We start from the raw sequence: 13,107 nt of genomic DNA, 5'->3' as shown, positions 1-13,107 counted from the left end.
CACCCGATCGGGCAGGCATAAGTTAGCCACTGACATGGTTGCACTGACCAACGTCGTCGAGAGGAAGATCAAGCATGGCCACGTACTCTCTCCCGGATCTGCCCTATGACTACGGTGCGCTCGAGCCGCACATCTCCGGCCAGATCATGGAGCTGCACCACTCCAAGCATCACCAGACCTATGTGAACGGCACCAACTCGGCGCTCGAGCAGATGGAAGAGGCCCGCGCGGCCAACAAGCTCGAGACGGTGAACCTGCTGCAGAAGAACCTGGCCTTCAACCTCGCCGGGCACGTGAACCACACGGTCTTCTGGAACAACATGTCGCCCGAGGGCGGCGACAAGCCCGACGGCAGCCTCGGCAGCGCCATCGACGAGTTCTTCGGCTCGTTCGACGGCTTCCGTGCGCACTTCTCCGCCGCGGCGCTGGGCATCCAGGGCTCGGGATGGTCCATCCTGGCGTGGGAAAGCCTCGGCCAGCGCCTCGTCATCGAGCAGCTCTACGACCACCAGGGCAACCTCGCCGCAGGTACCGTGCCGCTGCTCATGCTCGACATGTGGGAGCACGCGTTCTACCTGCAGTACAAGAACGTCAAGCCCGACTACGTGGAGGCGTTCTGGAACATCGTCAATTGGGAGGACGTGGCCACCCGGTTCGCCTCTGCCCAGACCAAGACCACGGGGTTGATCGCGCCCTGACCTCAGGGCGCCGATGCCGACGTGGCCGCTGAACGATGTTCAAGCCACCACCAGAGCCGCCGCCGCGCCAGCGCGACAAGGTCCGTATCACGACCATCGTCGCGCTGGCGATCGGTTGGGTCGTCGCGCTCATCGGCTGGCTGCTCACGCTGCTGTGAGGAGCAGACGCGTGCGGTGTGCCCAGGCTCACACCGCACGCCGTCACGCGCCGAGCCGTCCGGCGCGTCGTCTCGATGTCATGACCGACCATCGAGAGGACCCCACGATGAGCCAGCGGCTCAACTTCCGCAAGGTAGCTCCTGAGGCGTACAAGACGGCGAGGACTCCAGGAGGTTGTTCGCCGTCGCCGCCTGGCTCGACGCCCCGTTCTTCACCGATCAGGAACGCGCGCTCGCGCTCACCGACGCCGTCACTCGGCTCGACCCGGACAGCGTCGCCGACGACGTATGGACCGAGGCCACCAAGCACTGGATCGAGCGCGAACTGGCCGACATCTTGACCGCGGTCGCCACCATCAACGTATGGAACCGCAGCGGTCTGTTCCTCACGGCCAACCCGGCGAAGATCGACCGGTTCGTCCGCGCGCATCGCGCCAGGTGAGCCGACTCACGACGCGATCAGCTCACGCGGCAACCAGCTCACGCCGAGACCAGTAGGCGCCGTCGAACCGCGCGTCGGCCGCTGCCTGGCCGTCCCAGACGAAGGTGATCAGGTACTCCCGGAGCTCGGCGACGAACGTCGCTGTCGTGCTCGCGTCGAAGCCGGCGATCATCGCCAGCGCTTCGATGTCGGCCACCTCGGCGTTGATCACCGCGAGCGTCATCTCGTCCGGGTCGAGCCCGCATGCGCGGGTGAGGCTGGCGATGGTCTCGCCCCGCTCCAGCGCGGTGGACAAGGCCTTCGGGGTGACACCGAGATGTTCGGCCGCCGTCGTCATCGCATACATGACCCGTCTCCTCCCGAAGGGGATCTCCCCTCGTCACGACGATGATCGTGGACGAACCTGAGAGGTTCCGTAAGCGATCCTGAGAGAGCACTATGAGTCTCGACGACGTCGTCGGGAGTGGACATGTCACGCCACGGGAAGCGCGGGCCGCGCTGGTGGGTGCGCCCGTTGACCGCCGCCCGGCACGGCGCGGACACGATCGTGCCGCCGCGGGACGCTCTTGCTCAGGCCCTGCTGATCGTGGTCGCCATCGCCCCGGTGGCCGCAGTAGCCGGCCTGGTCGCCGGCTCCGACGCCGTCCTTGCCGTACTTCTGGGCCTGGCCTCGGGTGCAGGCGTTGCGGTCGCGACACCGAGTCCGCAGTGGCGGGCGGCCCTCGTGGTGGCGACGGGAATCGTCGCGGCAGCCGGCGCGGCCGGTCATGGCCATGCCGTCGCGGTGGCGGTGATCGTGGCGCTGGCGGCCGTCGTGCAGGCTCCGTTCTCGATCCGGGTCGGCGCGGTGGCGACGATGCTGCCCGCTGTCGCGGCGACCTTCGGATCCGTCGGCGGTCAGTGGTACGTCGCCGGTCTGTGGTCGGCGGCCGGCGCGGCAGCGATCACGATCGTGGTCACCGTCATCAACCTGACCGGACCGTCCGAACCGGTGCCCAGCGCGGTGGCCTGGCGGCATGCGGTCGTGACGGCGCTGGCCGCCGGGACGGCCGCCGGCCTGAGCGTGCACTGGTCGGTGCCCCACGGGTACTGGGCCGTCGTCACCCTCTGCGTGGTGCTGCATCCGGTCCGCGGCGAGACTTCGAGACGCGCGCTCGACCGCTTCGCCGGAACGGCGACCGGTGCCGTCCTGGCCGGCGTGTTGGCGACAGCCTTGCCCGTCGGGGCGGGCTTGGCGGTCGCGGCGGTGTGCGCGCTGCTGATGCTCGGCTGGTCGGTCGCGGCGAACGAACGCAAACAGTTGATCTTCCTGACGCCGGTCGTCGTCCTCGTCGGCTCCTCCGGGCTGTCGTCGACGGCGCTGGATCTCGCCGTCGGGCGGACGGTTCTGTCGACGCTGGGTGCCGCCGTCGCCGTGGTGCTGGCGCTGGCGCTGCATGCCTACGAACGACGCCGGCGCCCCCGACCGGTGCCCGAAGGTGATGGCTGAGCGGGCGACCTCCACCCGGCGTTCGCATCGCCCGCGTGTCGCGACGCGGTTCTCGGGTATGCCCCTCGTGACAGCACCGCGATCGGAGCCGGCCCGGACGAAGGAGCTGCTGGTGATGCTGGAAAACCAGACCAGGGACGCTGCGGCGCAGCCACGCGAAGACGTCCTGGCCCACGTGGACGCCTGGTGGCGTGCGGCGAACTACCTGTCCGTGGGTCAGATCTACCTACTCGACAACCCGCTCCTGCGCACACCGTTGCAGGCCGAGCACATCAAACCTCGGTTGCTCGGCCATTGGGGCACGTCGCCGGGGCAGAACTTCCTGTACGCACACCTGAACCGCGTCATCGCCGAGCGCGACCTCGACATGTTCTACATCGCCGGTCCCGGTCACGGGGGGCCTTCGCTGGTGTCGGCGGCCTGGCTCGAAGGAACGTACAGCGAGATCTACGGACATGTCGGCGACGACGAGGACGGGTTGCGCACGCTGTTTCGTCAGTTCTCGTTCCCGGGCGGGATCCCGAGCCACGTCGCGCCTGAGACACCCGGCTCGATCCACGAGGGCGGAGAGCTGGGTTACGCGCTCGCCCACGCCTACGGCGCGGCCTTCGACAACCCCGGCCTGACCGTGGCCGCCGTCATCGGCGACGGCGAGGCCGAGACCGGGCCGCTGGCCACGGCGTGGCACAGCAACAAGTTCCTCAACCCGGTGACCGACGGTGCGGTGCTGCCGATCCTGCACCTCAACGGGTACAAGATCGCGAACCCCACCGTGCTGGCGCGGATTCCGCGTGCCGAGCTCGAAGCGCTGATGGTCGGCTACGGGCACGTGCCGTACTGGTTCGAGGGCGGATTCGACGGCGAAGATCCGATGGCCGCGCATCGACGCTTCGCCGCTCTGCTCGACGACGTCCTCGACCACATCGCCACCATCCAGCGCGACGCCCGGGCCGGCGAGTCGAGCGAGCGCCCCGCGTGGCCGATGATCGTGTTCAAGACGCCGAAGGGCTGGACCGGGCCGAAGCATCTGGACGGCCACCCGATCGAGGACAACTACCGCTCGCACCAGGTTCCGCTGAGCAACGTCCGCGAGGATCCTGCGCAGACCCGCCGGCTCGAAGAGTGGATGCGTTCGTACCGTCCGGAGGAGTTGTTCGACGATGACGGCCGCCTGCGCGCCGACATCGCGAGCGTCAACCCGTCGGGGAACCGGCGGATGAGCGCCAACCCGCACGCCAACGGCGGCCTGCTCACCCGGGCCCTGAAGCTGCCGGACTTCCGGAACTACGCGGTCGATGTCCCGACGCCCGGGGCCTCCGTGGCCGAGCCGACTCGTGTGCTGGGCGGATGGTTGGCCGACGTGGTCAAGGCGAACCCGACGAACTTCCGGGTCTTCGGCCCGGACGAGACCGCATCGAATCGGCTGAACGCGACCGTCGACGCCGCCGACAAGACCTGGATCGCCCAGACGCTGCCCACCGACGATCACCTGTCGCCGACGGGCCGGGTCATGGAGGTGCTCTCGGAGCATCAGTGTCAGGGCTGGCTCGAGGGCTACCTGTTGACCGGCCGGCACGGCGTGTTCAACTGCTACGAAGCGTTCGTGCACATCGTCGATTCGATGTTCAACCAGCACGCGAAGTGGCTCAAGGTGACACGCGCCATCCCTTGGCGGGCGCCCATCCCGTCGCTGAACTACCTGCTGTCGTCGCACGTGTGGCGCCAAGACCACAACGGCTTCACGCACCAGGATCCCGGGTTCATCGACCACGTGGTGAACAAGAAGGCCGACGTCATCCGGGTGTATCTACCGCCGGATGCGAACACGCTGCTCTCGACGTACGACCACTGCCTGCGCAGTCACGACTACGTCAACGTCGTGGTGTCTGGCAAGCAGCCGGGACCGCAGTGGCTGACCATGGACGAGGCGATCGCGCACTGCGCCCGCGGGATCGGGATCTGGGAGTGGGCCAGCACCGACGACGGCGAACCCGACGTGGTTCTGGCCTGCGCGGGAGACATCCCCACGATCGAAACGCTGGCCGCCGCCGACCTCCTGCGCCAGTACGTGCCCGAGTTGCGGGTCCGGGTGGTCAATGTCGTGGACCTGATGCGCCTGCAAGATGAGCACGAACACCCACATGGGTTGCCGGAGGCTGAGTTCGATGCGCTGTTCACCGTCGACAAGCCGGTGGTGTTCGCCTACCACGGCTACCCGTGGCTCATCCACCGGCTGACCTACCGGCGAACCAACCACCCCAATCTGCACGTGCGCGGCTACAAGGAGGAAGGCACCACCACGACACCGTTCGACATGGTGATGCTCAACGATCTCGACCGGTTCCACCTGGTCATGGACGTCATCGACCGCACGCCCAAACTCCGCGGGCGACTGGCCGGGCTGCGCCAGCAGATGGCCGACGCTCGGCTGCGCGCCCGCCAGTACACCCGCGAGCACGGCAAAGACGATCCCGAGATCAGTTCGTGGGCCTGGCCGGCGGCCAGGGAGCTCGGCGTCTCGATCCCGGAGGCCGACGACACCGCGGCCGACCTGGCCGACTCCGGTGAGCGGTGACCGCCGGACGGCTCCGGTAGCGACGACGTCCTAGGCGAGGTCGGCCTGCATGACGTGGAAGGTGCGCGTGACGGTGAACCCCGTCTGCAGATAGAGCCGGCCGGCCGGGCTCTCGGGCCCCGTCCACAGGAACCACGCTCCGTGCAGCCCTTCGGCACGCATCCGCCGCAACGTCGCGTGCAAGAGGATCTTGCCCAGGCCGAGCCCTCGACGCGTCTCGCGCACCCCGATCGGGCCGAAGCGCTCACGCAGGCCGCGGTATGCGGCGTAGGTGGCGAAGCCGACCACCTCGTGCTGAGGGTCGCGGACGAGCACGACCCGGTCGGGCCGGCCGTGCCGGACGACAGCCTGCCGGACGGCTTCACCCCAGTCCGGTGCCATCTCACCTGCGGCGAAGGAGATCACGTCGGGCAGATCATCGGCCTGAGCGGGCGTGACGACGTAACCTTCGGCTTCGCGGTCGCGCTGGCGTTCGATGACGTCGTCGGGCGTGGAGTAGGTGGCCAGGCCGAAGTCCATCGCGACCGGTTTCGACATCGTGCGGAAACCGTGCCGCTCGAGCAGCCGCAGCCCGTCCGGATACCGGTCGGCGTCGAGCCCGGGCAGGAAGTAGGCCGGCGGGTAGCCGGAGAAGTTGACCCAGCGCGAACCCGCGGCCCGCAGGAAGTCCTTGGCCCGTTCGATCAACTCGCCACCGATGCCGCTGTTGCGCTCCCCCGGGTGGACTCCGCCAATGGTGATCCATCCGCCGTCGGGATCGACCGGGATGCCCACGGTCTGCCGTGCTCGGACGGCGTAGACGAAGCCGAGCAGGCCGCCGGCTCCCCGAGCGGGATCACCGCTGTCGGCGATGATCAGCCCGGCCGGATCGAAGTTCGTGTCGAGCAGGACGTTCTCGGCGAACCACTCCGGCGAGACGGGATCGGCGGGCTGCGCCGCGGCGATCAGGTCGACCAGGCGGGCACCATCACCCGGTCGGAACGTGCGGTACACGACGTCGGCCATCCGGCCAGCTCCTCTCAGTCCAGCGTGGTCACTCGGCTACCGTCACCGCTGGACAAGGCCACCGCCCGATCCACGCCGGCCAGGCAGCCCCGCATCGTCAGCTGGGCGGTGTAGTAGTCGATGTAGCGGAAACCGTAGGTCTCGCCCCGCGCGAAGGCCTGGCCCGCGATCGCCTCGCTCCACACGTCGAACGCCTCGGCCGAGATCGGTGCGTACGTGTCGGCGGCGAAGCCCTGGTCGTCCTCCCAGTTCTCGGTGTACAGCACCTGTCCGACGCCGTGGCGTTCGCCGTCCTCGGGCGCCCAGCCGGGCAGCCCGGCCAGGAACCGGGCGCGTTCGGCCACGATGCTCGCGTTCTCGTGGTCGGTGTGGATGCTGTGTCGCCAGTGCGCGACGAGGAGGTCGGGCCGGACGGCACGGATGATGCGCGCCAACCGCGCGGCCACGTCGTCGTCGGGGTGGAGAAACCCGTCGGAGATGTCGTCGAAGACGTGGAACTGCGCACCGATCCGTTCGGCGAACGCCGTTCCTTCGGCGATCTTCTGCTTGCGGTATTCGTCGATTCCGAGCCTGGGGTGGCCGCGCTCGCCCGGGGTGAGCGCGACGAGTACCGCTCGGCCACCGTCGAGTACGGTCTGCGCCAGCAGTGGCCCGGCGGCCAGATCCATGTCGCCGATGTGGCCGCCGACGGCCATGATGGTGCGCGGTTTCACGTAACGGTCCTCCTGAGCTGGTCAACGATCTGCGCGCAACGGCGCGACGGAATCGTAGGTGGTTCGGAGCAGTTCGACGGTCGGTTCGTACCGGCGCTGGGCCACGCCGACGAAGATGCAGTCGGCCACCATCAACTGCGCGATCCGCGACGCCATCGCCCCGGATCGAAACGTCGTCTCCCGAACGACGGTCGACAAGGTGAGATCCGCCGTGCCGGCGAGGACGGAGTCGGTTCGGTTGGTGACGGCCACGGTCGTGGAGCCGTGCGCGGACGCGACCCGGAGGAACTCGACGGCTTCGCGGGTCTCGCCGGTGTGCGAGAACGCCACCGCCACGTCGCCGCTGCCGCCGATCGACGCGGCGACCATGGCATCGTGCGCGTCGCCGAAGGCGAACGACACCCGCCCGATGCGCAGCAACTTGCGCTGCAGGTCCGCCGCGCTCCAGCCGCTGGCGCCGACACCGTAGATCGTCGTACGCCCGGCGGCGTCGATCGCGTCGACCACCGCGTCGAGCTGGCCCACGTCCAGTCCGGCCGCGGTCTCCTCGAGGCACAGCTTCTCGGAAAACGCGATCTTGGCGATCATGTCCGCCGTGGAGTCCGTCGGCGCGATGTCGGCGCCGTGACCGTACTCGTCGCCGCGCTGAGCGGTCTCACGACCCAGCTCGGTCGCCAGCGCGATCCGCAACGGGACGTAGCCGGAAAGGCCGAGCGTGCGGCAGAACCTGATGACGGAGGTCTCCGACGTCTCGCAGGCTCGAGCGAGCTCGCTGATGGTGTTTTCGAGCACCACCTGGGGCCGCGCCAGGATGGCGTCGGCGACCCGGCGCATCGACGGCGGGTACGACTCGGCCTTGGCCTGAATGGTGCTCTGGATGCTCACACTGTCCCCCTTTCGGCCGCGACGTCTGGTCCGGAGGCTTCAGCGGTAGAGCCTGATGTCCGGGGGTGGCTGCGGGGCGGGTGGGCTGGCCGCGATGATCTCCTGCGTACTCGCCTTCGCGTCGATGCCCTCGCGTAGCGCCGGCGAGCCCCACAGCAGATCGATGAACGGCGGGCCCTGCTCGTCGTCGCGGGGGCGCCAGGCGAAGTCCTGCGGATACAGCTCGGCGAGCATCGCGATGATGCCGATCCCGGTCTCGACCGGCTCGAACACGCCAGGATCGAGGACGTGCACCTGCACGCCGCGCAGCGTCGACCCAGCCCACTTACCGTGGGTGGGCCGGAACTCGAGGTCGCGGAAGCGCGCTCCCGCGAAGCCCCGCTCGTTCAGCGCTGGCGCGAGCCGCAGGTCGACGTACGGCGCGCCGATGATCTCGAACGGGCGGGTGGTCCCGCGTCCTTCGGAGGCCGTCGTCCCCTCGATCAGTCCTGTCCCGGGGTACACCAGGGCGGTGTCGAAGGTCGGCATGTTGGGCGAGGGCATCACCCACGGCAGTCCGGTGTCGGCGATGCTCATATCCGGCCGCCAGCCCGCCATGACGACGACGTCGACCTTCGGGCGGGCGCCGACCGCGTCCGGCACGTGCTCGGCGGCGAACCACTGCGCCAGCTCACCGGTCGTCAGACCGTGCCGCAACGGAACCGACACCCGGCCCACGAAACTGGAACACGACGGCACCAAGCCCGGCCCGGCGGTCGCCGCGCCCAACGGGTTGGGCCGGTCGAGCACCACGACGGGGACGCCGGTGCGGGCGCTGGAGCACAACAGGTCGTACAGCGACCAGATGTAGGTGTAGAAGCGGACCCCGATGTCCTGCAGATCGAACAGGACGACATCGACTTCGGACTCGGTGACCAGCGCGTCCAGGCTCGCCCCGGACCGCTGATAGGTGTCCAGAACGGGCAGGCCGGTGGCCTCGTCGACGCCGCTGGGCTCACTCTCCCCGGCCTGGACCGCACCCCACATGCCGTGCTCGGGGGTGAACACCGTGGTCAGCGGAACACCGGCAGCGATCAGTGCGTCGAGATCGCGGGTGAGGTCCGGCATGACCGCGGTGTAGTTGGTGAACAGCCCCACCGCGGAGCCGGTCACGAGCGACGGGTCGTCGGCGAGGCGATGTGCCCCGGTCCGAACCCGCGTGGGCGCGTCGACCAGCTGGCTCATGGGGATGCTCCATCCGCAGGGGTGGTAGGCAGTTTACGAATGTAGAGCGAACTCGGTCAATCATTGACGGAGCGTTGGGCCCCTTGCAGCGGTGGGGCGATCGGGCGGGTCGCGGCGATCGGGCCGCGGGAGGCGGTCGCGCTGCCGTCGGCCCGGGATCTGTCGTGAAGATCGTCGTGCTGAGAATCGCCGCTATAGCCCGCGCCCCCGCGCACGACGATCTTCACGACCACGACCACGACAGGTCAAGGCACAGCCATTTCCCGATGGGGATTCGAGCCGCGCGCCATCCGTACGACATGCTGGCCCGTACAAGCCGATGAGAGATTTCGACCACGGCAGCGCGGAGGCCACCTGATGTCCACGAGAATGCGCCGGCTACTGCTCTTCGGCCTGGGCGGACTCGTGACGCTGGCCATCCTGGTCGTCGGAGGCACGTATCTGTACGTCAACGTGATCTCCGACGACGCTCCCGCGCCCTTGGCACTCGACGAATCCGGCGGAGGCGGGGCATCAGTCGCCGACCTCGAGGGAACGTGGACGATCACTCACGACTCCGAGGCCGGCTACCGCGTCGACGAAGTGCTCAACGGACAGGACAACACCGTCGTCGGCCGGACCAACGACGTCAGCGGTCAGATCACGGTCGCCGACGGCGCCGCCACTGACGCCGAGGTCGTGGTGGACATGACGACCGTGACCACCGACAGCGGCAGCCGGGACAGTCAGTTCCGCGGTCCGATCATGCTGACCGACGAGTTCCCGACCGCGACCTTCCGGCTCACCGAGCCGGTCAGTGTGGCCGATATGAGCGGGTCAGGGCCGGTCAGCGTCACTGCGGCCGGAGAGTTGACGCTTCGCGACGTCACCCGGCCGGTCGAGGCCGAGGTCGACGTCCAGAGCTCCGGCGGGGACGTCCAGGTCGCCGGATCGATACCGATCACGTTCGCCGACTTCGGGATCGACCCCCCGAACCTCGGCTTCGTGCGCGTCGAGAACTCCGGCGTCGTGGAGTTCCTGCTGACGTTGGAGCAGGACGGAACGTGACCGGCGCGGCAGGCAGCAGACCCACCGCGCCGGTGAGGTGATTCAGCGGCGCTCGTCGCCGTCGGTGTCCGGTGCGTCCGTCGATGCGCCCGCGTCGTCCGTCGACGCGCCCGCAACGTCCGTCGAGGTCGCCTCGTCGTCGGCGACGGACGTGTCGCTCACCGCGTCGGCCGCAGACGCATCGCCTTCTGCGTCGTCGGCCGTCGAGGCGTCGTCGGCGGCGGACACGCCTCCTGCTGGCTCGTCGCCCGCCGGTGGTGGCGGCGGCGCGGCGCCGCCTGCCGTGGCCGAACCCTCCGTGGAGCCGTCCGCCGTGGCTGAACCCGCAGCCGCTGAACCCGCCGCAGCCCCACCGGCAGCGGCCACACCGGCAGGAGCCTGGTCAGCGGTTGCCTCCTTGCCACGGTTGCGCGCCAGGAAGAACAGCAGCGCAATGATCGCGGCGACGACCACCAGGGCGATCACGATCCAGGCCCAGACCGGCATGCCGCCAGCGCCGGAGTCCTTGGCGCGCGCACTGATCTCGAGGTTTTCACCCGGCTCCGGGACCCACGTGACCGTGGTGCCGTCGAGTTCACCGTTGTGCTCGATGACCTCGCCCGGGAACGTGATGCTCAAGCTCACGTCGAACGACTCCATCATCGCCTCGGGATTGAAATCCGAGCCGAGTTGGTCTTCCAGACCCCCCATGTCGTCGGGGTTGATCTGGCTCATGTCCATCTCGCCGTTGACCACGAATTCGTCGCCTTCGTGGACGATGCCGAATCCGTCGGAGTCCTCGGCGAACTCGGCCAGGTCCGCACCGTTGAAGGTGTATTGCTTGCCCGTGAACTCGTCGTCCTCGTAGTCCTCGACCTCAGCATTGTCAGGCAGGTCGGTTTCCATCTCGTCGAACATCGTCGAGGGGTCTTCGCCCATCGATTCAGCGAAGTCCGACACGGCCTGGTTGAATGCCACCACCATGGTGCCGTCAACCGTGTCATCGGTGTTGAGTTCCAATTCCATATTGATCTTCATGCATCCCGCCAGCGACACCGCCAGCAAAGCTGCACCACACGCGCGTAGCGCATTCGTTCGTCTCATGAGGCGCAGCCTGGCACAACGCTCGCTGTCTGCGCATCTGGACCGGGCAGTTCGATCATCACGTCGTCGGCGAACCTCGGCCCCTCATATCCGGTGATGCCCGACGAATGACCGTCCGCCCGCGGCTGTCGCAGCTCGACGGCATGATGGGGTGATGCGAACCGACGACTTCGCCGACACCGAAGCCCCCACGTCCGCCACCGCTGCGCCGGCCGTCGATGCACCCGACGTCGACGCGGTACGTGCCGTGCTCGATGGACGATGGGCGCAGGCTCGGGCCGCTGTGCGGGGCCTCGCCGACGAGCCACTGTTCCGCCCGGTGTACGGGTTGGACCGCGAACAGTACCGCGACCATGTGTGGCGCCAGGCGCAGCAGCTTGCCGCGCACGGCCACATCCGAGTCGGCTTTCCTGAGGCGCACGGCGGCCAGGGCGACGTCGGCAGCTGGGTCACGATGTTCGAGACGCTCGCGTTCACCGATCTGTCGCTGCTGGTCAAGGCCGGGGTCCAGTGGGGCCTGTTCGGCGGGGCCATTCAGCACCTGGGCACCGAGCGGCACCACCGGCGTTACCTCGACGACGTCATCGCCCTGCGGTTGCCGGGATGCTTCGCGATGACCGAGACGGGACACGGTTCGGACGTGCAGGCGTTGCGGACCACCGCCACCTTCGACCCGGCGACCGACGAATTCGTCGTCCACACCCCGGACGCCGAGGCCCGCAAGGACTACATCGGCAATGCCGCCCGCGACGGCCGACTCGCGGTCGTGTTCGCACAGCTGGTGACCGGCGGTGAGAACCGCGGCGTGCATGCGTTGCTGGTACCGATCCGCGACGCCGATGGTGCCGCGCTGCCCGGCGTCACCATCGGCGATTGCGGCGAGAAGGCCGGCCTACAGGGCGTCGACAACGGACGCCTCACCTTCGACCACGTACGCATCCCGCGAGACAACCTGCTCGATCGCTACGCTCAGGTCGCCGCCGACGGCACCTACACCAGCTCCATCGAGAACCCGAACCGGCGGTTCTTCACGATGCTCGGAACGTTGGTCCAAGGCCGGGTCAGTATCGCCGGCGCGGCCGGAAGCGCGACCAAGACCGCCTTGACCATTGCCGTGCGCTACGCCGAGCGACGCCGCCAGTTCAACGTCCCCGGCACCGACGACGAGGTCACGCTGCTGGACTATCGCGCGCACCAGCGGCGCCTCCTGCCCGCCCTGGCCACGACCTACGCGTTGCATTTCGCCCAGGCGACGCTCGTCGAGCGCCTGCACGCCGTCCTGGGTGGCGAGGACACCCGGGCCCAGCGCGAGCTCGAGTCGCGCGCGGCCGGGCTCAAGGCCGTCGCCACCTGGCATGCCACGGCGACCATCCAGCAGTGCCGCGAGGCCTGCGGAGGTGCGGGGTACATGGCAGAGAACCGGCTGCCGCAGCTGAAGGCCGACACCGATGTGTTCACCACCTTCGAGGGCGACAACACCGTCCTCATGCAGCTGGTGGCGAAGGAACTGTTGACGGACTATCGCGAGCAGTTCGGCAACCTCGACTTCTCCGGCACCGTACGGTTCGTGTCCGAGCAGGTCGTCGAGACCGTCGTGGAGCGAACCGCCGCGCGGTCGCTGATCCAGCGGCTGGTCGACGCCGTGCCTGGCCGCGACGAAGACGCCGATCTGCTGGATCGCGGATACCAGCTGAAGCTGCTGGAGTTTCGCGAGAAGCACATGCTCGACGGCGCCGCCCGCCGATTGCGGGCCGCGTCGGGTTCGCGCGGATCAGCATCGGGGTCCGA

General features: G+C 68.5%; 12 protein-coding genes and 1 pseudogene. 7 read left to right on the top strand and 6 right to left on the bottom strand.

Annotation, left to right across the window (positions count from 1 at the left end; all coding sequences use genetic code 11):
• The first annotated feature begins 74 nt into the window (after positions 1-74).
• From M6444_RS04845 to M6444_RS04835, 3 genes and pseudogenes are all read left to right on the top strand, one after another.
• Positions 75-698 (top strand): superoxide dismutase, encoded by a 624-nt coding sequence (locus M6444_RS04845; RefSeq protein WP_298323694.1) that lies wholly within the window; start codon positions 75-77, stop codon positions 696-698.
• Between the two features lie 35 nt (positions 699-733).
• On the top strand, positions 734-856 hold the full coding sequence (locus M6444_RS04840; RefSeq protein ID WP_298323692.1) for a hypothetical protein: 123 nt from the start codon (positions 734-736) through the stop codon (positions 854-856).
• A gap of 157 nt (positions 857-1,013) precedes the next feature.
• Positions 1,014-1,298, top strand: a pseudogene (locus tag M6444_RS04835) (hypothetical protein); the annotation flags it as partial.
• A gap of 22 nt (positions 1,299-1,320) precedes the next feature.
• Here M6444_RS04835 and M6444_RS04830 read toward each other — a convergent pair.
• Positions 1,321-1,644: a hypothetical protein gene (locus M6444_RS04830; RefSeq protein ID WP_298323689.1), complete on the bottom strand. Its 324-nt coding sequence runs from the start codon at positions 1,642-1,644 to the stop codon at positions 1,321-1,323.
• 123 nt (positions 1,645-1,767) lie between these two features.
• Here M6444_RS04830 and M6444_RS04825 point away from each other — a divergent pair, with 123 nt between their 5' ends.
• Together M6444_RS04825 and M6444_RS04820 are read left to right on the top strand one after the other, a co-directional pair.
• A complete protein-coding gene (locus M6444_RS04825; RefSeq protein WP_298323688.1) occupies positions 1,768-2,787 on the top strand; it encodes an FUSC family protein in 1,020 nt (339 codons plus the stop codon).
• 115 nt (positions 2,788-2,902) lie between these two features.
• Positions 2,903-5,362: a phosphoketolase family protein gene (locus M6444_RS04820; protein WP_298323737.1), complete on the top strand. Its 2,460-nt coding sequence runs from the start codon at positions 2,903-2,905 to the stop codon at positions 5,360-5,362.
• 30 nt (positions 5,363-5,392) lie between these two features.
• Here the strand turns inward: M6444_RS04820 and M6444_RS04815 are convergent, their stop codons facing one another.
• Genes M6444_RS04815 through M6444_RS04800 form a run of 4 tightly spaced genes read right to left on the bottom strand, consistent with a single transcriptional unit; the run spans position 5,393 to position 9,189 of the window.
• The gene (locus M6444_RS04815; RefSeq protein ID WP_298323686.1) at positions 5,393-6,367 is read right to left on the bottom strand and encodes a GNAT family N-acetyltransferase; all 975 of its coding nucleotides are present in this window, start codon (positions 6,365-6,367) and stop codon (positions 5,393-5,395) included.
• 14 nt (positions 6,368-6,381) lie between these two features.
• Positions 6,382-7,080: a PIG-L family deacetylase gene (locus M6444_RS04810; RefSeq protein WP_298323684.1), complete on the bottom strand. Its 699-nt coding sequence runs from the start codon at positions 7,078-7,080 to the stop codon at positions 6,382-6,384.
• Between the two features lie 21 nt (positions 7,081-7,101).
• Positions 7,102-7,965: a MurR/RpiR family transcriptional regulator gene (locus M6444_RS04805; protein WP_298323682.1), complete on the bottom strand. Its 864-nt coding sequence runs from the start codon at positions 7,963-7,965 to the stop codon at positions 7,102-7,104.
• Between the two features lie 39 nt (positions 7,966-8,004).
• The gene (locus tag M6444_RS04800; protein WP_298323680.1) at positions 8,005-9,189 is read right to left on the bottom strand and encodes a DUF1343 domain-containing protein; all 1,185 of its coding nucleotides are present in this window, start codon (positions 9,187-9,189) and stop codon (positions 8,005-8,007) included.
• Positions 9,190-9,546: 357 nt separating this feature from the next.
• Here M6444_RS04800 and M6444_RS04795 point away from each other — a divergent pair, with 357 nt between their 5' ends.
• The gene (locus M6444_RS04795; RefSeq protein ID WP_298323678.1) at positions 9,547-10,236 is read left to right on the top strand and encodes a YceI family protein; all 690 of its coding nucleotides are present in this window, start codon (positions 9,547-9,549) and stop codon (positions 10,234-10,236) included.
• Between the two features lie 42 nt (positions 10,237-10,278).
• On the opposite strand, the gene M6444_RS04790 is transcribed toward M6444_RS04795, so the two are convergent.
• Entirely contained in the window at positions 10,279-11,319 is a 1,041-nt protein-coding gene (locus M6444_RS04790) for a hypothetical protein (protein ID WP_298323676.1), read from the bottom strand.
• A 154-nt stretch (positions 11,320-11,473) separates the two neighbouring features.
• On the opposite strand from M6444_RS04790, the gene M6444_RS04785 reads away from it, so the two are divergent.
• Positions 11,474-13,107 (top strand): acyl-CoA dehydrogenase family protein (locus M6444_RS04785; protein WP_298323674.1); only part of this gene is annotated, 1,634 nt, incomplete at its 3' end.

Source organism: Haloactinopolyspora sp. (genome assembly GCF_027324685.1).
In the GTDB taxonomy this organism is placed as follows: Bacteria; Actinomycetota; Actinomycetes; order Jiangellales; family Jiangellaceae; genus Haloactinopolyspora.
Note: the sequence above shows the minus strand (reverse complement) of the source record. Positions and strands in the feature narration are given on the sequence as shown.